The following is a 25,030-nucleotide window of genomic DNA, read 5'->3' as shown; positions in this document are numbered from 1 at the left end:
CGACGGCGACGACACAGGCGCCGGTCCAGCAACTGGACCGGCGCCTGTTCTCATGTCGGGGGACCCCTCGTGCGGCACGGGCCGGTGGCGCTCGGCCCGCGCTCCGCCGCGCCCGCCGGGTGTGCGGCACACCGAGCGGGGCAGGCGCGGCGCCGTCAGACGGCCGCGTGCAGCCAGCGGACGGGTGCGCCCTCACCGGCGTACCGAAAAGACTCCAGTTCCTCGTCCCACTGCTTGCCGAGCAGGCGGTCCAGCTCGTCCTCCAGGACGACCCGGCCCAGCGCGGCCATGAGCATGGCGGTGCGCAACCGGTCCTCGGTGATCAGGATGTCGCCGTTCGCGCCGACGACGGCCGTGAAGGCGCCGAGCGTCGGTGTGTACGCGTATCGGGAGCCGTCCACGCCGGGCGAGGCATCCTCGGTGATCTCGAATCGGATGCGCTGCCAGGCCATGAGCGATGACGAGATCGCCGCCGCCGTCCCCGGACGCCCCTCCCACTCGGCCTGGGCACGTACCGCCCCGGGCGCGGCTGGCTGAGCGGTCCACGTCAGATCGACGGGTACGCCAAGAACGCCTGCGACAGCCCACTCGATATGCGGGCACAACGCAGGCTGAGCCGAGTGGACGTACAGCACGCCACGAGCAGCTGCCACCGGACCTCCCAAATCGCATGAGGTGCGCCTTCCCCAACGGCCTCACACTGGGATGATCACAAGTGACTGAAGGAGAGACTACCGTCCGTCGCAGCCAGGCACCAGAGGGGGGTCATACGGATTAAGACTTGACAGCGATCTGTATATGAAAGACTTCGCTCAGTAAGATTCCCGACGCGAAGGGCCACCCCCATGTGCCCACCCGCAGGCGATCTCCCCGCGGTCCGGGTCGTCGAGCCCAAGCCCGGACGCCCCGCCCTCATCCGCCCCGGAGAGCTGATCACCTCGTCACTGAGCGCGATCTCCCGATGGACGGTCGCCGCCGTCCCGGCCGGGCCGGTCCACCACTTGCGGCTCTCGCCCGACCCCGACGTCCTCGACCTCGCGGCCGGACTGCGCGACCGGGGACACCACGCCTCGCCCAACCACGTCCTCCTCGGTCAGCCGCTGCTGTTCGGCGGCCCCGGCGGCCGGCCGGTCCCGGCGCGGCCCGTGTCGTACGCGCGGGAGGAGCCGTGGGACGTCACGGTCGGTGTACTGGACACCGGGCTGGCCCCGCACCCGTGGCTCGCCGAGTGGTACTCCGACGATGTCGCGGAGATCGCCGACGCCGACCACGACGGGGTGCTCGACGAGCAGGCCGGGCACGGCACGTTCGTGGCCGGGCTGATCCTGCGGGAGGCCCCGGGCGTCCGGTTGCGTGCCGTACGGGTCCTCGACAGCCACGGGGTGAGCGACCAGGCGACGCTGCTGCGCGCGCTGGCGCGACTGGGCGGTGAGCGGATCGACGTCCTCAACCTCTCCCTGGGCGGTTACACCGTGGACGACGAGCCGCCGCTCGGGGTTGCCGAGGCGTTGCGCCCCTTCCCGGCGGTGGTCGCGTGCGCGGGGAACACCGCTTCCTCCCGCCCGTTCTGGCCCGCGGCGCTGCCGGACGTGGTCGCGGCCGGCGCGCTCGACGGCGCGGCACGGGCCTCCTTCTCGGCGCACGGGCCGTGGGTCGGCGCCTGCGCCGAGGGTGTGGGGATGACGAGCAGCTTCCTGGAGCACGGGGCCTTCCACGGCTACGCGACGTGGAGCGGCACGTCGTTCGCGGCCGCGGTCGTCACGGGAGCGGTGGCGCGGCTCTGCCGGGAGATGCCACCCGCCCGCGCCGTACGGCACGCGCTCCTGGACGGCCGGCGCATGCCCGGCCTCGGCGTGGCGGTGCCGCGGCGGCGGGACCACGACGAGGAGCGGGCGGTCGGACCGGTCGGGTGAAAGGCCCCGCCGGGCGCGGCCGGGGCCGATAGGGTGATCGCGCTTCGCATCCTTTCCGACGCGTGGGGTGACGGACATGCCCTCTGAGAAGACGCTCCCGGGCCTGGACCAGGCGGCCTGGGAGGAGCTCGTCACCCGCTTCGACGGCCGGATGTGGGCGGTGGCCCGCGCGTGCGGGCTCGGCCCGGCCGACGCGGCCGACGCCGTCCAGGGCGCGTGGCTGCGGATGGTCGAGAGCCTGGACGGCATCCGCGATCCCGAGCGGATCGGCGCCTGGCTGATCACGACGACCCGGCACGAGGCGGTCCGGCTGGCCCGGCGGTCCCGGGGAGAGCGCCCGGCGGCGGACGCGCTCCCGGAAGTGCTCGTCCCCGATCCCGCCGCGTCCGTGGTGGACGCCGAGTTCGGCCGGCGGCTCTGGCTGCGGCTGGACGGGCTGGCCGAGCCGTGCCGTTCACTGCTCCGCCTGTACGCGCTGAACCCCGACGCGAAGTACGCCCAGATCTCCATGCGGCTCGGCCTCCCGATGGGGAGCATCGGGCCGACCCGCTCCCGGTGCATGTCCCGGCTGAGGGCGCTGATCGAGGAGGAACGGTGACCGACGACGACCACCTGCCCACGTATCTGCTGGCGGCGCTGCGGATCGCCGCCGGGGCCGATCCGGTGCCGGGCCGTGTGTCCGCCTCCGCGCGCGCCGCCTTCGCGCTGCGGCTGCCCGGCGCCGTGGTGGCGAGCCCTGCCGAGGTCGGGCCGGGCGTGGGCGCCCGCTCAGAGGGACGGCCCGCGATGCACCGGTTCGACGCGGACGGCCTCACCCTCGACGTCGAGGTGACCGTCGCCGACGGCCGCCTCGACGTGGCCGGCCAGGTGTCCCCCGCTCCCGGCCCGGGAACGAGGATCGAGGTCCGCACCCCGGGCGCCGGCAGCAGCCGCGTCCCGTCCGAGACGGGGCACTTCGCGGTGACCGGCCTGCCTCCCGGCTGGGTCAGCGTGGTCTGCCACCGGCCCGGTCGTGCTCCGGTGGCCACGCGCTGGCTCCACGTCCGCGATTGACCGCCGTGAACCCCGGCGCTCCGGCCGACGTCGGTCCGGGTGGCGATGAGGCGGCCCCGCTGGCCCGGGCCGAGCGCGCGGTCTGGCTGTCGGCCACCGATCCCGAGCTCGCCGAGGTGGCGGCCCGCGCCGTCCTGGCCGAAGCGGAGGCGGAACCGCCTGGCGCCCGGCGGTGCGCCGAGGCGGTCCCGGTGGCCCTGCGGGCGGCGGCCCTCGCGGCCCGCGAGCTGGGCGACATCGACCTCGCCGTCGAACGGCTCGAACGGGCCGTGACCGTCGGCGCGGACTTCCCGAACCGGGTGGCGCAGGCGCGACTGTCGCTGGTGACCATCGTGGCCGAGCTCGGCGACCCCGAGCGCGGGCTGCGGCTGGCCGACCTCGCCGAGCGTGACCTCACCGGCGTCGATCTGGCCCGGCTCGGTGTCCAGCGCTCCGGCGCGCTCATCCTGCTCGGCCGCTTCCGCGACGCCGTACGGCACTGCGACAAGGCGCTCGGCGGGCTGGGCGGCGACCCCCGGTTCCACGCGGGCGGGCTGCTGAACCGGGGCGTCGCCCGTACCTATCTGGAGGAGTACGCGCGGGCCGAGGCGGACCTGTCGGCGTGCGCGCGGATCGCCAGGGAGGCGGGGCTCGGCCACCTCGCCATGCTCGCCGAGGGCAACCTGCCGTTCGTGGCCGCGCGGCGTGGCGACATCTCGGGAGCGTTCGAGAGTTATCGGGCCGCGGAGGCCACGCTGTTCGGCTATCCCGAGCGGCTGGCCGCGATGCGCGCCGACTTCGCGCACGCGCTGGTCGAGGCGCGGCTGCTCGGGGAGGCCCGCACGCTGCTGGAGCGGGCCGTCCCGGATCTCGCCGGGTCCGGGGCGCAGGCCGGGCTCGCGGACGCCCGGCTGCTGCTGTCCCAGGTCGAGCTGCTCACCGGGGCGGCCGCGGACGCCCGCGCCTCGGCCGAGGCTGCGCGGTCGGAACTGGTACGGCAGGGGCGGACCGCCCGGGCGCCGCTCGCGACCGAGGTGGCGCTGCGCGCCCGGCTCGCGCTGGACGGGCCGACCCCCGGGCTGCTCGCCGAGATGCTGGCCTGCGCGCGCGACCTCGACGGCGGCGGCGCGGCGTCCGACGCGGCCGCGCTCCGCCTGACCGCCGCGGAGGCGGCCATGGCGATGGGTGACCTGCCCACGGCGCGCGACCGGCTGACGCTCCTGGCCCGCTCCGCCGCCCCGGCCGTGGTCCGGCAGCACGCGCTGGCCGTGCTGCGGCGCCTCGACGGGGACCTTGCCGGGGCGCTGAACGCGGCCCGCGCGGGCGTGGCGGCGGCGCTCGCGCCGCACCCGGCCGCCTCCGCGAACGGCGAGGCCGCCGCTCCCGTCGAGGCGCGCGCGTACGCCGCCCGGTCCGCCGAGGATCTCGGCCGCTTCTGCGTAGGGCTCGCGCTGGAAGGCGGCGACCCGTGGACCGTGCTCGCCTGCTCCGAACGCCGGCGGGCGCTCGTACGGGTGACTCCGGAGCCGTGTCTCCCGGCCGAGGCGGGACCCGCCTCCGAGGGGGCGCTGATCGAGTTGGTGCGCAGTGACGCCGACCTCACGGGCGTGCTGGTGACGTCCGGCCGGAGCGTCCTGCGGCGGCTCGGCTCCTACCCGGCGGCGGCCGAGGCCACGGTCCGGGTCCGCTACGCGCTGCGCCGGCGCAACCTGCGCGACGTGGCGGCCGAGAGCGGCCTCGACCGCGATCTCGCGGCGCTCGACGACGCCCTGCTCGGACCGCTCGGCGTGCCCGCCGGGCCGGTGACGATCGTGCCGACCGGCGCCCTGCACACCCTGCCCTGGCCGCTGCTCCCGTCCCTGCGGGGCCGCGCCGTGTCCGTGGCCGCGAGCGCGTCCTCCTGGCTCGCCGGGCCGGAGGCGCCTCCGGTACGGGAACCCGCGGTCGTGGCGGTGGCCGGGCCGGGGCTGGAGCACGCGGCGGTCGAGGCGGACGCCGTCGTCCGGGCGCATCCGGGCGCGGTCCGGGTGGACCCGACGAGGGCGGCGGTGCTCGCCGCCCTCGGCCGCGCCGACGTGCTGCACGTCGCCGCGCACGGGACCTTCTCGCCGCGCGGCCCACTGCTGTCCCGGATCACGCTCGACGACGGGCCGCTGATGGCCTACGACCTGGCCCGGCTGGACCGGATGCCGAGGCTGGTGATCCTCTCGGCGTGCGAGGCGGGCATGGCGCACGCCCCGGCGGACGGAGCCGTCCTCGGGCTGGCCGGCGCGTTCCTCGACCGGGGCGTCCGGTGCGTGATCGCCGGCGTGGTGCCGGTACGCGACGAGGAGGCGCCGGCGCTGATGGGGGTGTTCCACCCGCTCCTCAGGGAGGGGCGCACGCCGGCCGAGGCGCTCGCCCGGGCGGCTGATGCGACCGATGTGCCGGGTTTCGTGTGCTTCGGCGCGGGAGATCTCCGGCTGGCGGCCCGCTGACGCCGGCCGCCGCTTCGCTGCGGAAGGCGGGCCGCCCTCCTCCGATCAGCCGGTGGCCACCGGGCGGGAGGAGTCGGTCACCCAGTGGGACCAGGAGCCGACGTAGAGCGCGGCGTGGATGCCGGCCAGTTCCAGCGCGAGCACCTCGTGCGCGGCGGTCACGCCCGATCCGCAGTAGGCCCCGACGGGCACCCCGTCCACCGCGCCGAGCGTGTTGAACCGTTCGCGCAGGAACTCGCGGTTGTGGAACCGGCCGCCGGGCTCGACGTTCTCCGCCGTGGGCGCGCTGACCGCGCCGGGGACGTGCCCGGCCACCGGGTCGATCGGCTCGACCTCACCGCGGTAGCGCTCGGCGGCGCGGGCGTCGAGCAGGACGCCGTTGGCGGCGAGGTCGGCCGCCTGGTCCGCGTCCAGCGTCGGCATCCCTCCGGGGACGGCGGTGAAATCGCCGCCGCGCCCGGTGGCGTCCCCCTCGCCCTCCTCGACCGGGAGCCCGGCGTGCCGCCAGGCCCGGATGCCGCCGTCCAGAACGCGCACGTCGGGATGGCCGAAGTAGCGCAACGTCCACCACGCCCGCGCCGCCGCCGACGAGTCGGCCTCGTCGTAGACGACGACCGGGCGGGAGCCGTCCACGCCGAGGTGGCGCATCGCGGCCTGGAAGTCCGCCGCCTCGGGCAGCGGGTGGCGTCCCCCCGCGCCGGGCGCGGCGGCGAGGTCGACGTCGAGAGCGCAGAAGACCGCGCCCGGGATGTGGCCCTCCACATAGGACTTGTGGTCGGACGGTCCACCGCCGAGCCGCCAGCGGACGTCCAGGATCGTGACTTCGCCGAGGCCGGCGAGCTCTTCGGGCGTGACAAGGATGCTCATCTGGCACTTACCTCCAACAACGGAACGTTCTGTTCGGCCGCCGTAAGGGAGCCGTGATAACCGATCATGGCGGCTTCGAGCGGCTCGGCCTGGGAGGCGACGATCGCGGAGTCGTCGTACGGCACCGCCACGACGTCGCCGATCCGGCCCAGCCACTCGCGGCGTACGGCCGGGCCGAACCACCCGGAGTCCACGGCCTCCTCCCTGGAGACCACCCAGGCCCGGCCGCGCAGCGCCTCGGCCCACGTCTCCAGGACCGCCGGGGCCGCCCCTTCCACCGTGTAGAGGTGGCGGACCCGCGCCTCGCCGCCGAGGAGCGCGACCCCTTCGCGCAGTTCGGGCCGCAGGTCCACGTCCACCTTCTCGACCGCGTTGACCATGCCGTGGTCGGCGGTGACGTACATGGCCGAGCCGCGCGGCAGCGACTCGGCGATCCGCTGCGCCATCCGGTCGACGACGGCCAGCTCCTCCAGCCACTGGGTGCTGCCCCAGCCGGTCTCGTGGCCGGCCGCGTCCACGCCGCCGTAGTAGACGGTGACGAACGACCGGCCGCGCAGCGCCTCCCTCGCGCCCTCGACGCGGTCGTCCACGCTCTCCGCCGCGACGTGCCGTACGCCCCGGTAGACCGCGCGGGAGAGTCCGGTTCCCCGGAACGCCCCGGGCGCGACGTAGACGGGGTCCACACCCGCCGCGGCGAGCCGCTGGTAGACCGTCTCGGCCGGCTGCCACCACTCGGGGTCGACGGCGTGGCCGGGCGCGGTCCAGCGCAGGCAGTTGAACAGCCGCCCCTCCCCCGGGACCGCCATGAGGATGCCGACCATCCCGTGCTCGCCGGGCGTCGAGCCCGTGCCGAGCGTGGCGAGGCTCGTCGGCGTCGAGGACGGGAACCCGGCGGTGAGCGTCCGCCCCCGCTGCCCGGACAGGAACGGCGCGGCGTCCGGATGGGCGCGCAACAGGTCGGCGCCCAGGCCGTCCACGAGGAACAGGCACACCCGCTCGGCGGGGTCGAGCCGCAGCGTGTTCTGCGCGCCGGCCCCCAGGGAGGCCAGTACGGACCCCGGCAGGTCGGACAACGAGGCCCCGCCGTACTCCGGGACGTACGGCACGGCGGAGCGCCCGGAGCGGGACTCGGTCACGTCACCTCCAGGGACGGGTCAGGCGGCGGCGTGGGCGGTGGCCTCGGAGAGGGCCTTGGCGAACTCGAGCACGTGCGCGACCGCCTCCGGGCCGTCGGCCGCGTCGCTCACCCGCAGTGACAGGTCGTCGGCGGTGATGGCCCCCGTGTAGCCGTGGTCGGCCTCGCAGTTCTCGTCGCCACAGGTCGCCGGCTCCAGATCCACGTGCGAGATCGCCCCCCAGCCGATCGTCAGCGTGGCCTCGGTGGGAGGAACGCCGGGAACGTACGAGGCCGGGTCGGGCACCACGCGTGTGACGGCGACCGACTGGATGCGGTTGAGCCGTACGGCCTCAGTGGTGGTGGAGGCGTGCGAGGCGGGCATCCCCTCGGCGGGCGGGTGTTCGTCGGTGTGGCAGACGAGCAGCCGGCTCGCCGTGAGCACCAGGACGGTGACGTGCCTGCGCACCTCCATCGCCGGGTCGAAGGTGGCCTCGTGATGCACGACGTATGCCGTGACCTGTTCCTTGCCAAGGGCGGAGTCGACCGCGTCGGCGACCAGGTCGGGGTAGTAGCCGCTGCGCTCGATCGCCTCACGCATTCCGGCGGCGGAGACTCGGGTTTCCCTCATGGGGTCCATCCTGCCCTGTAAGGGACACCGGTTTCACACTCACGCGAAACCGGCTCCTTACCGCAGACGGCGCGGTCCGACGTCGAGCCGGGGGCCGACCTCGGGCCGCAGCACGGCCCTGGCCCCCAGCACGACGACCGCCGTCTCCCCCACCAGCACCTCGTCCAGGTCCATCCGGCGGACCTCGGGCAGCGCGTCGGCGAGGAGTCCCACCCTGACCAGTAGATGCTCCAGCGCGTCCACTGCTACCGGCGGGTAGCCGTACTCGCCGAGGAGCAGCGGCGCGGCCCGCACCGAGCGCACGAGCGCGGCGGCGTCCTCCGTGGTGAGCGGGGCCAGCCGGTAGGCGCGGTCGCCGAGCAGCCGGGCCGCCACGTCACCCAGCCCGAAGGACACCACCGCCCCGGCGTCCCGGTCCTGCAGCACGCCGACGACCGTGGCGGCCGACGGCTGCGGCGCCATGTGCTGCACCGCGATCGTCGCACCCGGGCTGAGCGTCGCGGCGAGGTCGGCGTACGCCTGGCGGAGGCTGCCCGGCTCGCCCAGGCCGAGCCGTACGGTGCCGGACCGGCGGGGCGCATGGGGGTCGGCGGCCGCCGTCACGGGCCGTGCCACCGGCCGCAACGCCACGGGCCAGCCGAGCCGGGTGGCCGCGGCCACCGCCTCGTCGGCCGAGGCGACCGGCTCGGCGGGCCACACCTCGACGCCGTAGCAGGCGAGCAACTCTGTCGCGTCGATCTCGACCTGCTCGGTGCCGGGGACCAGCGCGTCGGCGATCAGCCGCCTGGCCCGCGCGGTGTCCACGCCCTCGACCATCGGCGGCGTGCCGACCGGCTGCTCGCGCCAGCGGGCGTAGCCGACGGCGTGCGCGAGCGCGCGTACGGCCTCCTCCGGCGCGGGATAGGACGGGATGGAGCCCCTGGACGGGCCCTCCCCGGGGACGCGCAGCTCGACGGGCATGCCCAGCTCGCCCTGGAAGGTGGCCAGCACCGGCTTGCCGGACTCCCCGGCGACCCGGACCAGCTCGGCGGCGACCTCGGCGTGGCCGCCCGGGATCGGCGGCATGTAGATCACGACCGCCGCGTCCACGTCGGGGAGCACGCCGGAGAGGGCGGCGGCGAACTCGGCGCCCCCGGCGCGCGCCCCGAGGTTGACCGGCGGGACCGGTTCCAGACCCCGGGCGCGGCAGGCCTCGACGGCGAGCAGCGCGAGCGCGTCGGAGTTGCTCACCACACCCACCCGGGGGCCGGCGGGCAGCGGCTGGTGGGCCAGCAGCTGCGCGACGTCGAAGAGCTGGGCCAGGTCGTCCACCCGGATCACCCCGGCCTGCTGGAACAGCGCGCTCAGCGCGGTGTCGGGCAGGCGGAGCACCCTGGCCGCGTGCCCGGTCGGCACCCCCTGGCTCTTGACGACGACGACCGGCCTGGTGCGGGAGATCCGCCGGGCCAGCCGGAAGAACTTGCGCGGGTTGCCCAGGGATTCCAGGTAGAGCAGGATCACGTCGGTCGCCGGGTCCTCCTCCCAGTACTGCAGGAGGTCGTTGCCCGACACGTCGGCGCGGTTGCCCGCCGAGACGAACGTCGAGATGCCCATGCCGCGCTGGGCCACCCGCTGCAGCAGGGCCGTGCCGAGCGCACCCGACTGGCTGAAGAACCCGACCCTTCCCTGTCCCGGCAGCGTCGCGGCGAGGGTGGCGTTGAGGCGGATCGCGGGGTCGGTGTTCGCGATGCCGAGACAGTTGGGGCCCACCACGCGCAAGCCGTACGCGCGGGCGATGCGGACCAGCTCGTCCTGGCGGGCACGCCCCTCCGGCCCGGTCTCCCCGAACCCGGAGGAGACCACGACCAGGCCCTTCACCCCTTTCTCCGCGCACTCCTTCACCACGTCGAGCACGCCCTCGGCGGGGATCGCGAGAACCGCGAGGTCCACCTCGCCGTCGATCGCCGACACGCTCCGGTACGCGCGTACCCCGGCGACCGCCCTCACCTCGCGGTGCACGGGGTAGACGGGGCCGGTGAAGTCGGCGGCGAGCAGGTTGCGCAGCACGGTCTGGCCGATGCCGCCCGGCTCGCGGCTGGCGCCGATCACCGCGACGGACTCCGGCTTCAGCAGCCGCTCGATGGAGCGCGCCTCGGCCCGGTGCTCGCGCGCCGCCGTCACCTGCACGGCGCTGTCGGTGGTGGCCAGGTCCAGCGTCATGCGTACGACGCCGTCCTCGAAGTGGCTCTGCGCGGTGTATCCGGCCTGGCGGAACATCGCCATCATGCGGTGGTTGGCGGGCAGCACGTCGGCGATGAACGTGCGGATGCCCCGCTCCCTGGCGGCGGCACGCAGGTGTTCGAGCAGCACGGACGCCATGCCCCTGCCCTGGTGCGCGTCCTCCACGAGGAACGCCACCTCGGCGTGGTCGGCCGGCTGCACCCGGTCGTAGCGCACGACCGCGACCATTTCGGTGCCGATCGTGGCGATGAGCGCGACCCGGTTGTCGTAGTCGACGTTGGTGAACCAGGCGATCTCGCGGTCGCTCAGTGTCGGCCGGGGACCGAAGTAGCGGAAGTAGATCGACTCCGCGGAGAGACGCGAATAGAACGCGCGCATCAAATCCGCGTCGTCCGGCCGGATCGGGCGCAGATGCGCCGTTCCGCCGTCCGAGAGCACGACGTCCGCCTCCCAATGGGCGGGGTAGCGGGATTCCACAGATTCGAGAGTAGCCCCGGCGCTCCACCTCTCTGCAGGGCAACGCTTGTGCATCGACTCCCTGCGAGTGGCGACCCGCCCCCCACGACGTGGCCAGAAGCTGTTAAGTTTCTCGGCATAGCCCTAAAGCCCGGCGAGGACGCCGACCCCCTCCGGCGGACTCACCTCAACGAGCAGCTGGCAAGGTGGTGACATCATGACGCGGGTCGTTGTGGTGGGCGATCTCATGACCGACGCACTCGCGCGCGCCCGCTTCCCCCTCGCGAGGGCGAGCGATACTCCGGCGGTCGTGACGATGCACGGCGGCGGATCCGGCGCGAACATCGCGTCCTGGCTCGCGGTCGAGGGCCACGAGGTGGCCTTCATCGGCCGCCGCGGCGCCGACATCACCGGCCGCAACCGGGACATGGAGCTGATGGGCTACGGCGTGGACGCCCGGCTCGTGATGGACCCCGAGCGCCCGACCGGCACCTGCGTGGTGCTCGTCACGCACAAGGGCGAGCGGACCATGCTGTCCGACCCCGGGGCCAACGCCGCCCTCGCCCCCGAGGACCTGCCACGCGACCTGTTCAGCGGCGGCGCCCACCTGCACGTGTCCGGCTACACGCTCATCAACGAGGGCTCGCGCGACGCCGGGCTGGCCGCGCTCGACCTGGCCCGCCGGGCCGGGATGTCCATCTCCGTGGACTGCGCCTCGTCCGCGCCGGTGGAGCGCACCGGCGCCGAGCCGTTCCTGGAGTGGACCCACGGCGCCAAGCTGCTGCTCGCCAACATCGACCAGGCCAAGGTGCTGACCGGCCGGGACGAGCCCGCGGCCGCGGCGAAGGTGCTCACCGCCTGGTTCCCCCAGGTCGTGATAAAGCTCAACAAGGACGGCGCCCTCTGGTACACCAACAACCGGTCCGAGCCGGTGCGGGCGCCCGCCGAGTCGGTCGACCGGATCGTGGACGGCACCGGCGCCGGCGACGCGTTCGCCGCCGGCTTCATGCCCCCGTGGCTGGCCGGCAAGCCGCCCGCCGAGGCCCTGGCGGCGGGCAACGCCCTGGCCGCCAAGTGCATCTCCTACCTCGGCGCCCGCCCCCGCCTCTAGCCTCACCGCCCTCCAGCCTCCCCGCGCGCGGCTCCACGTTCACGGCCCGGTGCCGCCCGGCCCCCGCGCGGCGTCAGGACGTCACGGCGAGGGCGAGCGGAAGGACGGCGGGGGCGCCCGCGTGCCGGATCTGGGCCGTGGCGAGCGTCATGGTCCACCCGGTGTCCACCCGGTCGTCCACGAGCAGGACGGGGCCGCCCGCGGCGGCGATCCGCTCCGCGAGATCGCGCGGCATCGCGAGGGTGCCGCGGACCGCGGCGACGCGCTGGGCGCTGTTGAACTGCCGTCCCGGCGGCCCGCCGCGATAGCCCAGCTCTCCCAGGTAGTCCAGGCGGCCGATGGCGGCGATCCGCTCGGCCAGGCTCCGCACGAGCTGCGGGTGGGACACGGACGGGACGCTGACCACCGCCACCGGCCGCGTCGGCCAGTGCCAGGACTTGAGCACGCCCACCACCGCGCCGAACACGTCGTCGGGAATCGGTCCGTCCGGCCCGGCGAACAGCTCACGCAGCCGAGTGCCCCAGCCGATGTCGGTGAGCCGGCCGAGCGTGCGGCCCGTCTCGGCCGCCAGCTCGGGCTTGATCCTGCCCTTCAGGTCGGCGAGGCCGGTCGGCCACTGGCGGCGCGCCTCCAGGTCCACCCCGGGGCGGGCCAGGCGGTCGTGCGCGACCTGGACATCCTCGACCGCGACCTCCGCCGAGCGGTGGGCGCCGGTGCAGTTGTCGCACCGGCCGCACGGGCTCGCCTCGTCGTCGAGGTGCCCGCGCAGGAACTGCTCCCGGCACTCGGTGGTCGCGATGTACCCGAGCATGGCCTCCTGCTCGGCCGCACGCTCGGCGGCGACCCGGCGATAACGCTCGGCGTCGTACGTCCAGGGCTCCCCGGTCGCCTCCCAGCCGCCCTTCACCCGGCGGACCGCGCCGTCCACGTCGAGGACCTTGAGCATCATCTCCAGCCGGCTCCGGCTGAGATCGACCCGCGTCTCGAGGGCGGCCGTCGAGAGCATGCCCTCTTCCGAAAGCGCCGCGAGCGTCGCGCGGACCACCTGCTCGGGCGGGAACGCGAGCGAGGCGAAATAGGACCAGATCTCCCGGTCTTCCGCGCCCGGGAGCAGGATCACCTCCGCCCGCTCCACGCCGCGGCCCGCGCGGCCGACCTGCTGGTAGTACGCCACGGGCGAGGACGGGGCACCGACGTGGACGACGAAACCGAGGTCCGGCTTGTCGAAGCCCATGCCCAGGGCGGAGGTGGCGACCAGCGCCTTGATGCGGTTGGCGAGCAGGTCCTCCTCGGCGGCCAGGCGCTCGGCCGGCTCGGTCTGCCCCGAGTACGCGGCCACCGGGTGCCCCTGCTCGCGCAGATAGGCGGCGATCTCCTGGGCGGCGGCCACGGTCAGCGTGTAGACGATGCCCGACCCCGGAAGCTCGTTCAGCGTCCTGGCCAGCCACGCCAGACGCTCCCCCGCCCCGCGCAGCCGCACGACGGACAGGTGCAGGCTCTCACGCTCAAGGGAGCCGCGCAGGACGAGCGGGGCGGCGGGATCGTCCCACTCGGGACTCGCCGCGAGCTGCTCGGCGACGTCCCTGGTCACCCGCGCGTTGGCGGTCGCGGTGGTGGCGAGGACGGGGATGCCGGGCGGCAGCTCGGTCAGCATCGTGCGCAGGCGACGGTAGTCGGGCCGGAAATCGTGCCCCCAGTCGGAGATGCAGTGGGCCTCGTCGATCACCACCAGCCCGGCGCTCTCGGCCAGCTCGGGCAGCACCTGGTCGCGGAAGTCGGGGTTGTTCAGCCGCTCGGGGCTGACGAGAAGCACGTCGATCACGCCCTCGGCGACCTGGGCGTAGATCTTCTCCCACTCCTCGGGGTTGGCCGAGTTGATCGTGGCGGCGTGGATGCCGGCGCGCTCGGCGGCCGCGATCTGGTTGCGCATGAGGGCCAGCAACGGGGAGACGATCACCGTCGGCCCCTCGCCCAGCTCGCGGAGCAGTGCGGTCGCCACGAAGTAGACCGCTGACTTGCCCCAGCCGGTGCGCTGCACGACCAGGGCGCGCCTCCGGTCCATCACCAGCGCCTTGATCGCCGCCCACTGGTCGTCGCGCAGCCGCGCGCCCTCTCCGGCCAGCGCCCGCAGGCGCGCCTCGGCCTCGTCGCGCAACGCCCGCTCTTCCCCTGCCACTTCTGCTGTCACGGGTCTTTGCTACCAGTTCCCTCCGACTGTTCGCGCCCCGTCTTCGGCACTTGTGGACAACGCGACGATAGAGCGGCCGGGTATGCCCCCGCCGACTCGGTTCGGCGGACATGGTTGGATGAATCCCGCTATGGACGTGACCACCTGGTACCTGGAGCAGACCGACCCCGGAGATCTGCGGCCGGCGCGGGAGCCGCGACCGCCCGTGGACATCGTGCGCGCGGCGATCCCCTCCCCCGAATTCAACCGCTTCCTGTACACCGCCGTCGGCGGCGACTGGCAGTGGACCGAGCGCCTGCCGTGGACCTGGCAGCAGTGGATGTCCCTGCTGGACCGGCCGGGCAGCGAGACCTGGGTCGCCTGGCGCGACGGAACGCCGGCCGGCTACGTGGAGCTGGTCTCCCAGGACGACGGCGTGGTGGAGATCTCCAGCTTCGGGCTGCTGCCGTACGCGATCGGGCAGGGACTGGGCGGTCACCTCCTCACGACCGGTACGGCACGGGCCTGGGACATGGCCGACCGCTGGCCCGGACTCCCTCCCACCCGGCGCGTCTGGCTCCACACCTGCTCCCTCGACGGCCCGGCGGCGCTGGCGAACTACCAGGCCCGCGGCTTCCGGATCTACGACAGCCGGCTGAACGTGCCGGGCGACGAGGACGAGGGCAGCACACCCGGCCCCTGGCCGGGCGCGATGCGCCCGCTGCCCGGCACCCGCTGAGACGACTCAGGCCCGGTCGCCCGAGAAGCGACGCGGCGTTTTTCCCGGCGGCGGCCCGGCGTTCACTGAGCCCGGCTGAGCCCGGCGCTCACTGAGACGGTCCGCCGCCGCGAAACGTCGGCGGGGGACCGTCCGCCACGGCGGTGACCACTGACGGTGACAGGGGCACCCGACCGGCCCCCACCGCGCGAGTGGAGCAAAACACCAGGTTCACCTCCTTGCCCCGTCGTACCGGCAGGAACAACACGTATCTCTGCCAAATGCGTCAAAAGTCACTTAAACCGGATTAGGCGGGGCGGGAATCGCCGCTGAGTCGCGACCACTCCCTGTCATCGGCACAATGTTCGATATGGCCCGACGCACGACCACACCCCCGCCGGACGAGGACTTCGAAGAGCGGATCGTCGACATCGACGTGTCCGAGGAGATGCGCGCCAGCTACCTGGAATACGCGTATTCGGTGATCTACCAGCGCGCGCTCCCGGACGCCCGCGACGGGTTGAAGCCGGTGCAGCGCCGCATCCTCTACTCGATGAGCGAGATGGGGTTGCGTCCCGATCGCGGCCACGTCAAGTCCTCGCGCGTCGTCGGCGACGTGATGGGCAAGCTCCACCCGCACGGCGACACCGCCATCTACGACGCGCTGGTGCGCTTGGCGCAGCCGTTCTCGATGCGGCTGCCCCTGGTGGACGGGCACGGCAACTTCGGCTCCCTCGACGACCTGCCCGCCGCCATGCGGTACACCGAGGCCCGGCTCGCCGCCTCGGCACTGCTCATGGTGCAGTCGATCGACGAGGACACCGTCGACTTCAAGCCCAACTACGACGGCCAGGAGACCGAGCCGACCGTCCTGCCCGCGGCGTTCCCCAACCTGCTGGTCAACGGCGCCTCCGGCATCGCGGTCGGCATGGCGACCAACATGGCGCCGCACAACCTGGGCGAGGTCATCGCGGCGGCCCGGCACCTGATCAAGCGGCCGGACGCCACACTCGAAGAGCTGATGCGCTTCGTCCCCGGGCCCGACCTGCCGACCGGCGGCACGATCACCGGCCTCTCCGGCGTCAGGGACGCGTACGAGAAGGGCCGCGGCACCTTCAAGATGCGGGCCAAGGCCACGATCGAGCAGGTCACGCCGCGCCGCAAGGGCATCGTGATCACGGAGCTGCCGTTCAACGTCGGCCCCGAACGCGTCATCACCAAGATCAAGGAGCTGGTGACCGCCAAGAAGCTCAATGGCATCGCCGACCTGAAGGACCTCACCGACCGCCACAAGGGCCTGCGGATGGTCATCGAGGTCAAGAACGGCTTCCACCCGGAGGCCGTGCTGGAGGAGCTCTACCGGCTGACGCCGATGGAGGAGACCTTCGGCATCAACAACGTGGCACTGGTGGACGGTCAGCCTCGCACCCTCGGCCTGCGCGAGCTGCTCCAGGTCTACGTCGACCACCGCCTCGACGTCGTGCGCCGCCGCTCGGCTCACCGCCGCCGCAAGCGCGAGGAGCGGCTCCACCTGGTGGACGGCCTCCTCATCGCGCTGCTCAACATCGACGAGGTCATCCGCATCGTCCGCTCCTCCGACGACACCGCCCAGGCGCGCGCCGGGCTGATGGAGACCTTTGAGCTGAGCGAGGTCCAGGCGAACTACATCCTGGACACCCCGCTGCGCCGCCTCACCCGGTTCGACAAGCTGGAGCTCGACCGCGAGAAGGAGACGCTGTCCGCGGAGATCGCCGCGCTCACCGAGATCCTCTCCTCGGAGGACCGGCTCCGCCAGGTCGTCTCCAAGGAGCTCGCCGAGATCGCCAAGACGTACGGCACGCCGCGCCGCACCGTGCTGCTGGAGTCATCGGGAGCCGCGCTCACCGCGGCGGTGCCGTTGGAGGTGGCCGACGACCCGTGCCTGGTCCTGATGTCCTCGACCGGGCTGCTGGCCCGTACGACCGACGCCGTGCCGCTCGCCCCGGAGGGCGAGCGCGCCGCGCACGACGTGCTGGTCTCCGTGGTGCGCTGCACGGTCAGGACCGAGGTGGGTGTGGTCACCTCGCTGGGACGGCTGATCCGGGTCCCCGTGGTGGACCTGCCGACGCTGCCGCCCTCGGCCAACCCGCCGTCGCTGGCGGGCGGGCATCCGGTCTCCGAGTTCGTGACGCTGAGCCCGGGCGAGACCGTCGTCGGGCTGGGCTCGCTCGACCCCGACGGCCCCGGTCTCGCGCTCGGCACCGCCCAGGGCGTGGTCAAGCGGGTCGTCCCCGAATACCCCGCCAACCGCGACGAGTTCGAGGTCATCGGCCTCCGCGACGGCGACACGGTCGTCGGCGCGGTCGAGCTGACCTCCCCCGATCATGATCTGGTCTTCATCACCTCCACCGCCCAGATGCTGCGTTACCCCGCCTCCTCGGTGCGCCCGCAGGGCCGTCCGGCGGGCGGCATGGCGGGCGTCCGACTGGACGAGGGCGCCCGCGTGATCTGGTTCGGCGTGGTCGATCCCACCCAGGAGGCCCGCGTCGTCACGATCGCGGGCTCCTCGACCGCCCTGCCCGGCACCCAGGTCGGGGGCGGCAAGGTCTCCGACTACGCCGAGTTCCCGCCCAAGGGCCGGGCGACCGGCGGCGTACGGGCGCAGCGCTTCCTCAAGGGCGAGGACGTGCTGCTGCTCGCCTGGGCCGGTCCGGCTCCGGTGAAGGCGGTGTCCTCGGTGGGCAAGCCGGTCCCGCTGCCCGAGGAACTGGGCCGCCGTGACGGATCCGGCGTCCGGCTCACGCACACGGTCGCCGCGATCGGCGGCGCGCTGGGCAGCACGGACCTGACGCCGTCCCCGGGCGACGGCTCGGCCCCGGCCGATCAGCACGGGGAGGACGGCCACACGCCCGCCTCCTGACCAGGCCCGTCACACCCGTGTCCTGAACGGCACCGCCCGCGCCCGCGTCCTCGACAGGCTCGCTGCCACGCCTGCGTTCAGGACGGACCCGCCGCGCCACGGCCCTCCCCCTCCGGGAGCGCCGTGGCGCGTCGTCGTCACCCCGTACGACGAGGCGGGCATCCCGTAACCGGCGGCCCGGACTTCTCATGCCGCCGGCCGAGTCCCTTCAGTTCGATCACACCCTGTACTCCGGCGTGGAACCGATCGCTCTTCCCGCCGTCCGCGTCCCACCCGTGAATACGAATCGGGGCATCGGCGAAGTAGTGGGTAACCGATCGAAGGGACACCCACCGCATGACCGCGCCACCGAACGCAGCCCGTCCTCCCGCCGGAACGACGCGGGGAACGGCACGCGGAACGACGCCAGGAACGACGGTCGGCGGCCGCGCCAAGCGGGTCACGGGGCGGATCGACCTGGCGGGGAGGTCGTGTTGCGCGTTCATCTAGTGGTCGCGGCCAAGTGCGCGGGCGCCCCGCTGCCTCCCGCGGTACTCGACGCGGCGCGCGAGGCCATCACCCGCGCCTTCCCGGTCCCGGCCGAGGCGGTGACCGCACGCGAATGGCGGTCGGCCGCCGGTGACACCACGCTGCTGTCCTGGTCCAACGAGCCGGAGGGGCACGGGCTGCCGATCGTGTGCTCCAGCGGTGGCCGGGTGGCGGGCCTCACCGGACACCTGGCCGATCCGGGCGAGGTGGACCGGCTGCTGGTCGCTCCCCGGCTCGGCGAGGCCGCCGCCCGCACCGGCGGCGTGTTCTCGGTCTTCCGGGCCGGTGAAGGGGAGGTGAGCGCGGCCACCGGGCTCACCCGGGCCTGCCCCGTCTTCTACGCCGAGACCCCGGACGTCCACGTCGCCGGCAGCCGCGCGCTGCTCGTCCACCTCGCCGCCAGAGCGGCCGAGACGGGATCGAGCCGACCCGAGATCGTCTGGGACCTGCCCGCGATGGAGTCCATGCTGCGGGCCGGGTACTTCCTCTCCGACGAAACACCGTTTCTCGGGGTCGCCGCGTTGCGACCCGCCTCCGAGATCAGCGTCACCGGCGGCCGCCGCACCATCACCGTGTCCCCGCTTCCCGGCCCACGCGAGGTGCCGACGTCCAGGCGCGGGATGCGCGCCCAGATCGACGAGCTCGCCGACGCGCTGCTCGCCGCCGTACGACCGCTGCGGAACACCCCGGAGCCGGTACGGCTGTCGCTGACCGGGGGCCGCGACAGCCGCCTCCTCGCCGCGCTGCTGTACAAGGCGGGCATCCCGTTCGTGACGGCGACCTCGGGGCACGACGACAACCCCGACGTGGTGCTCGCCGCGCGCGTCGCGGAGGCGCTCCGCGTCGAGCACCGCGTCGTCCGGCCGAAACGGTCCAAGAGCGGGACGGAGCTGGTCGTCCCCCATCCTCGCGTCCGCGGCCACAACGTGCTGTTCGCCTGCGAGGGCATGCTCTCGGCGTACGAGAACGTCCCGGGCGGCGGGCCGTACGACCCCACGCCCCGGATGTCGGGCCACGGCGGGGAGATCCTGCGGGGAGGCTTCCTGCAGAACCAGGCCGACCCGGACCCGAAGGCGATCAGGCGCCGGGTGAACAGCCTGTTCGGCAAGAACGCCGACCTGCTGACCGAGGAGGCCGGGGAGCATGCCCGCGCCCTGGCGGCCCCGTGGCAGGAGCGCTGCCGCGAGGACGGGGCGGGAGCGCTCGACCATCTGTACCTGACGTATCGCGTGGGCCGCTGGCACGCGGCGTCCCGCGCGTCGTTGCTGCGCGCCCAGAACCCCATCCCGCCGTTCCTCGACAACCTGGTCGTCCGGACCGCCCTGAGCATCGATCCGCTGTGGCGGCGTTCCGAGGCGGTCATCCACGACGTGATCGGCGCTTTCGCGCCCCAGTTGCGTGACATCCCGGTGGAGGGCACGCCATGGCGGTTCACCGCCGAGTCCTCCGACCGCACGCTGATGGACCGGCTCCGGCTGCGGCTGCCGAGGCGCGCCCGCCCTGCCGAGACCGCCGCGCCGAAAGCCGCCGCGCCGAGGACGTTCGACCCGGCGAGCAAGCCCTGGAACTGGCGGACGACGCCTTCACCGGAACTGACCGACCGGATGTACGCGGGCATCGTCGGCCCGGGTGGCGCGTTGACGGCCGGCGGGCTGGCGCGCGTCGTCGACGAGGGCGGCGTGGCCCGGCTGCCGGACTCGCGGATGGACGCCTTCTGGCACCTGTACACGGTCTCGGTGATGCTGACCGACGCCTTCGCCGACCCGGTCGCTCCCGATCTCCCGCCGCTGCACATCCCCCTGCCGGTCTGAGCCGCCCCCGCGACGCCGCCGGTCGCGGGGTCCGGCCGTCCGGTCCGGATGTGCGGCGATCCGTCCATGTGCGTACGGAAGGGGCCGGAACCGTCCTCGCTCTGCTACGTTCGTCGCGGAGCGATCAGTCGTTTCGTGAGGAGTCCCCCCATGCGCGTCCGTAAGTGGGCGATCCTGGCAGTCATCGTGGCCATCGTCGCCGCCGTACCAACCGTGATCGGCGCGTTCGGCGGCTTCGAGCGCACGGGAGGCGGCGAGGTGGCGGTCATCCGCAACGGCGGCCTCCTCGACGACAACCGGGTACGCCAGATCATCGAGCCGGGGTCGAGCGTGACCTGGATCGGATGGTGGTCCCAGGTCCACCGCTATCCCGCCCAGCAGCGCTACTACACGATCACCTCCAGCGGCGGCGGCGAGCGCTCCGGCGTCGACGTCGTGACCGTGCCCAGCAGCGACGGCGTCAACATGGGCATCGAGGGCACGCTCTACTTCAACCTGAACCTCGACCACGAGACGCTCAAGTCGTTCGACGACAAGTTCGGCACCCGCAAGTTCCGCGCCACGGGCGGCGGGATGTACTTCCCCTGGGACAGCGACGAGGGCTGGTCCGCCTTCCTCGACCAGATCATCCGGCCCGTGATCGACAACGACCTGCGCTCCCAGGTCAACAGCTTCCGCTGCGCGGAGCTGGTCTCGTCGTGCTCGCTCGTGCAGAACACGAGCGGCCAGCAGGCCGGCCTGCAGCAGCTCGGCAACAACGCCAACATCGCCAAGATCCAGAACGCGGTGAACACCAGCCTCTCCGAGGACCTCAAGAGCACGCTGGGCGCCGAGTACCTCACCAACATCCACTTCAACCTCTCCCGGGTCACGCTCCCGAAGCAGGTCCAGGACGCGGTCGACCAGGCGCAGGCCGCCTTCGCCAAGGTGACCGAGGCGCAGGCCAAGGTCGCCCAGGCCCGGGCCGAGGCCGACGCCAACAAGGCGCGCCAGGACGGCTACAACAAGTGCCCGACCTGCGCCGAGATCGAGAAGCTGAAGGCCCTGCCGCAGGGCATCACCGTGTACGCCCCCGGAAACTCCGGAGGCGTGGCCCTGCCCACCCGCTGATCATCTCCATGCCGAGCGCTCGCCGACGATGAGCGGGCGGAGGGGAGGCACGTCCCGATGCGGGTCCTGGCGTTGCCGGCGGTCCTGATCCTCGTCGCCGTCCTGGTCTTCCTGCTCGTGATCCTGATCCGCGGCGCCGTGCGGGCCAAGCCCGGCGGCGCGGCGGGCCAGGCGCCGCGTTGGGAGGCCCACACGGCGATGGAGAACGGCTGGACCCTCGTAGTCATCAGGCAGATGACCCAGGGCCGGGACGGGCCGGTGGAACTGGCCAGGCAGACCGTACGGGCCATCCCCGACGACGACCCGCACTGGGACGAGCGCTACCGGGAGGCCATGCTGGAGGCGCGCTCCCGGATCGCCACGCTCGAACTCGAGTCCAAGTAACCGCGGTCGGGCGGGCGACGTCCGCTCATCGCAGGGCGTCGACCGGTTCCATCCTGGCCGCGCGCAACGCCGGGTAGAGGCCCGCGAGCAGGCCCACCACGGCTCCGGCGACCGGCGCCGCGACGGCCAGCCACACGTCGAGGAGCGGGGTCCACTCCTTCGCGGCCGAGATGGCCACGATGCCGACCACGCCCACGCTGGCGCCGATCACGCCGCCGGCCAGCCCGGTCAGCGTGGACTCCAGCAGAAACTGGGCGGCGATGTGCCGACGGGCCGCGCCGAGCGAGCGGCGCAGGCCGATCTCGGCCACCCGCTCCATCACGGTGACCAGGGTGACGTTCGCGATGCCGACCGCGCCGACCACGAGCGAGACCAGGCCGAGGATCAGGAAGAGCGCGTCGACGTCGTCCTGCGCCTGGTCGCGGGCCCTGGTCGGGCTGGGCGGGGCGATCACCTGCAGCGCGTCGCCGTTGCCGGGGCTGAGCGCGGTGGGCGCCTGCCCGGCGACGAGGTCGGCCGCGCCCAGGCTGGTGTTGACGAGCACCCTGGTCACGTCACGCAGCCCGAACTGCCTGCCCACGCTGGGCGGCACGATCACCGCGGCGCTCAGGTCGCGTTCACGGCGCAGGTCGCCCATTATGCCGATCACCGTGTACGCGTTCCTCCCGATGAAGATCGCGGGCGCCCGGTCCAACCGGGTGACGCCGAGCATCTTGGCCGCCTGCTCGCCGAGCACCGCCACCCGGTCCGCGCGCTCGATGTGGCCCGTGTCGAAGAACCGGCCCCGCGTCATCCGGCCGCGGGCCGCCTCGGGCAGGCCGGGCGTGGCGGCCAGCACGGTCAGCGTCTGCGCGGTGACCCTGGTGGGGTCCACGAGGTCGTTGGAGCGGACGGACAGGTTCACGCTGTCCTTGTTCTCGGCCACGGCGGCGGCGGAGACCACGCCGCGCAGCCGGGTCAGCCGGTCGATCGCGTCCCACGCCACCAGCGGCGTGTGCTTGGACTCCGGCACCTCCACGGTGATGGCGGTGGCCACCAGCTCGTCGAACCGGCCGACGATCTGGTTGCCTGCGGTGGCGGCCACACCCAGTGTGATCACCAGCGTGGTGATGCCCAGCACGGTGCCCAGTGTGGTGAGCGCGGAGCGGACCGGCCTGGCGAGCATCCCGGCGAACGCCTCGCCGACCAGATCGCGTACGTCCATCTACGCCTCCTCCACCAGCACGCCGTCGGTGATCCGCACCCGGCGCGCGGCCCGACCGCTGACCTCCTGCTCGTGCGTGATGACCAGGATCGTGAGGCCGTGCTCGCGTAGCTCGTCGAACAGGTCGAGCACCGCCTCGGTGTTGCGGCTGTCGAGGTTGCCGGTCGGCTCGTCGCACAGCAGCAGCGACGGCTCCCCCATGAGGGCCCTGGCGATGGCCGCGCGCTGGCGTTCTCCCCCGGACAGCCGGTCGGGCAGGAAGCCCACCCGGTGGCCGAGGCCGACCCGCTCCAGCGCCGCCAGGGCCCGCTCCCGCCTGCCCTTGCGCGCGTGATCGCCGTAGATCTCGGCGAGCATGACGTTCTCCACCACAGTGCGGTGGGCGAGCAGGTGGAAGGACTGGAAGACGAAGCCGATCCGGCGGCCGCGCAGCCGGGTCCTGGCCCCGTCCGCGAGCTCGGTGGTCTCGGTCCCGTCGAGCCGGTAGCTGCCCGAGGTGGGCCGGTCCAGCAGGCCGAGCACGTTGAGCAGAGTGGACTTTCCCGAGCCCGACGGGCCGATGACGGCCACGTAGTCGCCCGGGTCCACGCGCAGCGACACGTCGGCGAGCGCGCGGACCGGCGGTCGCGAGGGGAAGTCCTTACGGACCCGGTCCAGCTCGATGACCGGCTCAGGCACCGCCGACCACCACCCGGTCTCCTTCGTTGAGCGCGCCGGTGACCTCCACGGCGCCGTCGGCGGTCAGCCCCGTACGGACCTCGACCTCCCTGGTCTTGTCGGTGGCGTACTCCACCTGGACGCGGACCTTCCCGTCGGCCGCGGTGACGACCGCGGCCACCGGAACCACCAGCACCGGCTCCTCGGTCGCGCCGACCGTCACCCTGACCGTGACGGGGGCGCCGGACAGTCCCTTGAGCCCCTTCATCGAGGTCGGAGTGAGCAGGACCGGTCGCGTGCCCTGCGCTCCCTCCTCCTCGCCGGGGACCTTGGCCTTCTCGCCGACCGCGGTGACCGTCGCGGGATACTTCTTGCCCGTGTCGAGCTCGATCGTGGCGCGCATCCCCTCACGCAGCAGGTCGGACTCCGCGGTGTCGACCGAGCCGCTGACCATGAACGTCGAGCTGGTCACCGTGGCGACATCGTTCTCGACCATCTGTCCGGCCCTGACCGCGACCTTCTGCACGCGGGCGGGCAGCTTCGGCAGGAAAACGATCTCGCCCGGCGGGATGGACGGGCCGTAGGTCCGCGTGAACTCGGCGAGCATCGATCTGGCCGCGGCCAGATCCTTCCCTGCATTGGCGATCTTGAGTTTGGCCGGGGAGAGCCGGCGGGCCTGGCGCAACGCCTGCTCCGCCGTGAGCACCGCCTCCCGCGCGGTCCGTACGCCCTTGCGCAGTTCGTCCAGCCTCTTGTCGCGGCCCCGTCCCGACTCCTCCAGGACCCGGCCACGCTCCAGGCGCGCATCCTCCAGATCCGCCCTGGCGTTCGTGACCTTCATCTCCAGCAGCCGGGTGTCGGTCGCCGGCCGCGGCGTGGGGCTGGCCCCGGGCTCGGCGGTCGCCTGGTTCAGGGCGGCGGCCAGCTCCTGCTCGGCCGCCAGCAGCCGCTCCTCGGCCGCGCGTACCGCGGCGTCCGCCGCCGCCAGTCGCGTCTCGTCCTCGGAGGTCGTCTCCTGCTCCTTCGCCTCCTCCAGCGCGTTTTCGGCCGACTTCAGATCGGCCTTGGCGTTGGTGAGCCTGACCTTCAGCGGCAGCACATCCCGTCCCTGGTCGAGCGCCTGCTTCTCGGTCGCCAGGGTTTCCTCGGCGGCCTGTACGCCCCTGCGCAACGTGTCGTACGACTGCCGATCGGTCAGCGTGGGCTGCTGGGCCTCGTACCCGCGTTTCCGGTACATCCGGGTGACCGCGGCGATGGTCGCCTGGTCGAACGCTCCCGAGACGGGCCCGCCGAACCCGAGCCTGCGCAGCGCTTTCTGCAGCTGCTTGACGTCGTCGCCCCTGGTGCCCGGGGCGATCGTGCGGTGCATCGGCATGGTGCCGCGCACCGCGAAGACGGGGCGGCCGTTGACTTCCATCAGCGCCGCGCCTTCGACGACCTTGCCCCGGCGTGGGGCACGGGTGACGCGTTGCAGGTCGGAGGCGCCGCCGACGACTCCGGCGAGGGAGATGGGAAGCGGCGAGCCGTACTGGAGGGTGCCGCTGACGACGACGGTGCTGACGAGTTTGCGGCGCTCGACGGCCGCCGTGATCAGTGAGGCTTTGGGCGCGGCACGGCGGGCCGCCTCGTCAGCCGGGGAGCGTAGACGGGTGCTGAGCACCCAGCCGATCGCAGCGATGATCACAACGGCCGCGACGGCGCCGATGAGCGGCTTTCGCGGCGACTTCATGG

19 protein-coding genes are annotated in these 25,030 nt (G+C 73.4%); 10 read left to right on the top strand and 9 right to left on the bottom strand.

Translation table 11 applies throughout. The features are described 5' to 3' along the window. Positions 1-155: 155 nt before the first annotated feature. On the bottom strand, positions 156-653 hold the full coding sequence (locus AWQ71_RS10875; protein WP_067130818.1) for a DUF3145 domain-containing protein: 498 nt from the start codon (positions 651-653) through the stop codon (positions 156-158). Between the two features lie 192 nt (positions 654-845). Here AWQ71_RS10875 and AWQ71_RS10870 point away from each other — a divergent pair, with 192 nt between their 5' ends. The 4 genes from AWQ71_RS10870 (at position 846) to AWQ71_RS10855 (ending at position 5,422) form a co-directional block, all read left to right on the top strand. Continuing rightward, positions 846-1,913, top strand: a complete 1,068-nt coding sequence (locus tag AWQ71_RS10870; RefSeq protein WP_067130815.1) for a S8 family peptidase — start codon at positions 846-848, stop codon at positions 1,911-1,913. 76 nt (positions 1,914-1,989) lie between these two features. Beyond that, the gene (locus tag AWQ71_RS10865; RefSeq protein WP_067131534.1) at positions 1,990-2,511 is read left to right on the top strand and encodes an RNA polymerase sigma factor; all 522 of its coding nucleotides are present in this window, start codon (positions 1,990-1,992) and stop codon (positions 2,509-2,511) included. Further along, on the top strand, positions 2,508-2,966 hold the full coding sequence (locus AWQ71_RS10860; protein ID WP_067130813.1) for a hypothetical protein: 459 nt from the start codon (positions 2,508-2,510) through the stop codon (positions 2,964-2,966). Before AWQ71_RS10865 ends, AWQ71_RS10860 begins: the two co-directional genes overlap by 4 nt. A gap of 5 nt (positions 2,967-2,971) precedes the next feature. Further along, positions 2,972-5,422, top strand: a complete 2,451-nt coding sequence (locus tag AWQ71_RS10855) for a CHAT domain-containing protein (protein WP_067130809.1) — start codon at positions 2,972-2,974, stop codon at positions 5,420-5,422. A gap of 45 nt (positions 5,423-5,467) precedes the next feature. On the opposite strand, the gene AWQ71_RS10850 is transcribed toward AWQ71_RS10855, so the two are convergent. Genes AWQ71_RS10850 through AWQ71_RS10835 form a run of 4 tightly spaced genes read right to left on the bottom strand, consistent with a single transcriptional unit; the run spans position 5,468 to position 10,785 of the window. After that, positions 5,468-6,289: a sulfurtransferase gene (locus AWQ71_RS10850; RefSeq protein WP_067130806.1), complete on the bottom strand. Its 822-nt coding sequence runs from the start codon at positions 6,287-6,289 to the stop codon at positions 5,468-5,470. After that, on the bottom strand, positions 6,286-7,425 hold the full coding sequence (locus tag AWQ71_RS10845) for an alkaline phosphatase family protein (RefSeq protein WP_174550699.1): 1,140 nt from the start codon (positions 7,423-7,425) through the stop codon (positions 6,286-6,288). Before AWQ71_RS10845 ends, AWQ71_RS10850 begins: the two co-directional genes overlap by 4 nt. Positions 7,426-7,443: 18 nt before the next feature. Further along, a complete protein-coding gene (locus AWQ71_RS10840) occupies positions 7,444-8,034 on the bottom strand; it encodes a DUF5998 family protein (protein WP_084258773.1) in 591 nt (196 codons plus the stop codon). A gap of 57 nt (positions 8,035-8,091) precedes the next feature. Next, positions 8,092-10,785: a bifunctional acetate--CoA ligase family protein/GNAT family N-acetyltransferase gene (locus tag AWQ71_RS10835; protein WP_084258772.1), complete on the bottom strand. Its 2,694-nt coding sequence runs from the start codon at positions 10,783-10,785 to the stop codon at positions 8,092-8,094. 142 nt (positions 10,786-10,927) lie between these two features. On the opposite strand from AWQ71_RS10835, the gene AWQ71_RS10830 reads away from it, so the two are divergent. Next, positions 10,928-11,821: a carbohydrate kinase family protein gene (locus tag AWQ71_RS10830; RefSeq protein WP_067130797.1), complete on the top strand. Its 894-nt coding sequence runs from the start codon at positions 10,928-10,930 to the stop codon at positions 11,819-11,821. Between the two features lie 73 nt (positions 11,822-11,894). Here the strand turns inward: AWQ71_RS10830 and AWQ71_RS10825 are convergent, their stop codons facing one another. Continuing rightward, positions 11,895-14,009 (bottom strand): RecQ family ATP-dependent DNA helicase, encoded by a 2,115-nt coding sequence (locus tag AWQ71_RS10825; RefSeq protein ID WP_218001737.1) that lies wholly within the window; start codon positions 14,007-14,009, stop codon positions 11,895-11,897. A gap of 130 nt (positions 14,010-14,139) precedes the next feature. On the opposite strand from AWQ71_RS10825, the gene AWQ71_RS10820 reads away from it, so the two are divergent. The 5 genes from AWQ71_RS10820 (at position 14,140) to AWQ71_RS10800 (ending at position 21,438) form a co-directional block, all read left to right on the top strand. After that, positions 14,140-14,727 (top strand): GNAT family N-acetyltransferase, encoded by a 588-nt coding sequence (locus tag AWQ71_RS10820; protein ID WP_084258771.1) that lies wholly within the window; start codon positions 14,140-14,142, stop codon positions 14,725-14,727. 349 nt (positions 14,728-15,076) lie between these two features. Beyond that, positions 15,077-17,605: a DNA gyrase/topoisomerase IV subunit A gene (locus tag AWQ71_RS10815; RefSeq protein ID WP_067130787.1), complete on the top strand. Its 2,529-nt coding sequence runs from the start codon at positions 15,077-15,079 to the stop codon at positions 17,603-17,605. 473 nt (positions 17,606-18,078) lie between these two features. Further along, positions 18,079-19,944, top strand: a complete 1,866-nt coding sequence (locus tag AWQ71_RS10810; protein ID WP_067130784.1) for an asparagine synthase-related protein — start codon at positions 18,079-18,081, stop codon at positions 19,942-19,944. Between the two features lie 150 nt (positions 19,945-20,094). Beyond that, complete coding sequence (locus AWQ71_RS10805; RefSeq protein ID WP_067130780.1) at positions 20,095-21,054, top strand: SPFH domain-containing protein; 960 nt, start codon at positions 20,095-20,097, stop codon at positions 21,052-21,054. A 57-nt stretch (positions 21,055-21,111) separates the two neighbouring features. Then, on the top strand, positions 21,112-21,438 hold the full coding sequence (locus tag AWQ71_RS10800) for a hypothetical protein (RefSeq protein WP_067130777.1): 327 nt from the start codon (positions 21,112-21,114) through the stop codon (positions 21,436-21,438). Positions 21,439-21,463: 25 nt separating this feature from the next. On the opposite strand, the gene AWQ71_RS10795 is transcribed toward AWQ71_RS10800, so the two are convergent. Genes AWQ71_RS10795 through AWQ71_RS10785 form a run of 3 tightly spaced genes read right to left on the bottom strand, consistent with a single transcriptional unit; the run spans position 21,464 to position 25,028 of the window. After that, a complete protein-coding gene (locus AWQ71_RS10795; RefSeq protein WP_067130774.1) occupies positions 21,464-22,642 on the bottom strand; it encodes an ABC transporter permease in 1,179 nt (392 codons plus the stop codon). Then, positions 22,643-23,320: an ABC transporter ATP-binding protein gene (locus tag AWQ71_RS10790; protein ID WP_067130771.1), complete on the bottom strand. Its 678-nt coding sequence runs from the start codon at positions 23,318-23,320 to the stop codon at positions 22,643-22,645. Next, positions 23,313-25,028 (bottom strand): peptidoglycan-binding protein, encoded by a 1,716-nt coding sequence (locus AWQ71_RS10785; protein ID WP_067130768.1) that lies wholly within the window; start codon positions 25,026-25,028, stop codon positions 23,313-23,315. Before AWQ71_RS10785 ends, AWQ71_RS10790 begins: the two co-directional genes overlap by 8 nt. Between the last annotated feature and the right edge of the window lie 2 nt (positions 25,029-25,030).

Origin of the sequence: Microtetraspora malaysiensis (assembly GCF_001528665.1) — a bacterium.
GTDB classification, from domain to species: domain Bacteria; phylum Actinomycetota; class Actinomycetes; order Streptosporangiales; family Streptosporangiaceae; genus Microtetraspora_A; species Microtetraspora_A malaysiensis.
This window is presented reverse-complemented; position numbering and strand designations above follow the sequence as displayed.

What these genes read in the sequence shown, in the direction of transcription:
- AWQ71_RS10870 (WP_067130815.1), top strand. Translation starts at nt 846, where the DNA reads ATGTGCCCACCCGCAGGCGATCTCCCCGCGGTCCGGGTCGTCGAGCCC.
- AWQ71_RS10865 (WP_067131534.1), top strand. Translation starts at nt 1,990, where the DNA reads ATGCCCTCTGAGAAGACGCTCCCGGGCCTGGACCAGGCGGCCTGGGAG.
- AWQ71_RS10850 (WP_067130806.1), bottom strand. Translation starts at nt 6,289, where the DNA reads ATGAGCATCCTTGTCACGCCCGAAGAGCTCGCCGGCCTCGGCGAAGTC.
- AWQ71_RS10840 (WP_084258773.1), bottom strand. Translation starts at nt 8,034, where the DNA reads ATGAGGGAAACCCGAGTCTCCGCCGCCGGAATGCGTGAGGCGATCGAG.
- AWQ71_RS10835 (WP_084258772.1), bottom strand. Translation starts at nt 10,785, where the DNA reads ATGCACAAGCGTTGCCCTGCAGAGAGGTGGAGCGCCGGGGCTACTCTC.
- AWQ71_RS10830 (WP_067130797.1), top strand. Translation starts at nt 10,928, where the DNA reads ATGACGCGGGTCGTTGTGGTGGGCGATCTCATGACCGACGCACTCGCG.
- AWQ71_RS10820 (WP_084258771.1), top strand. Translation starts at nt 14,140, where the DNA reads ATGGACGTGACCACCTGGTACCTGGAGCAGACCGACCCCGGAGATCTG.
- AWQ71_RS10815 (WP_067130787.1), top strand. Translation starts at nt 15,077, where the DNA reads ATGGCCCGACGCACGACCACACCCCCGCCGGACGAGGACTTCGAAGAG.
- AWQ71_RS10805 (WP_067130780.1), top strand. Translation starts at nt 20,095, where the DNA reads ATGCGCGTCCGTAAGTGGGCGATCCTGGCAGTCATCGTGGCCATCGTC.
- AWQ71_RS10800 (WP_067130777.1), top strand. Translation starts at nt 21,112, where the DNA reads ATGCGGGTCCTGGCGTTGCCGGCGGTCCTGATCCTCGTCGCCGTCCTG.
- AWQ71_RS10795 (WP_067130774.1), bottom strand. Translation starts at nt 22,642, where the DNA reads ATGGACGTACGCGATCTGGTCGGCGAGGCGTTCGCCGGGATGCTCGCC.
- AWQ71_RS10785 (WP_067130768.1), bottom strand. Translation starts at nt 25,028, where the DNA reads ATGAAGTCGCCGCGAAAGCCGCTCATCGGCGCCGTCGCGGCCGTTGTG.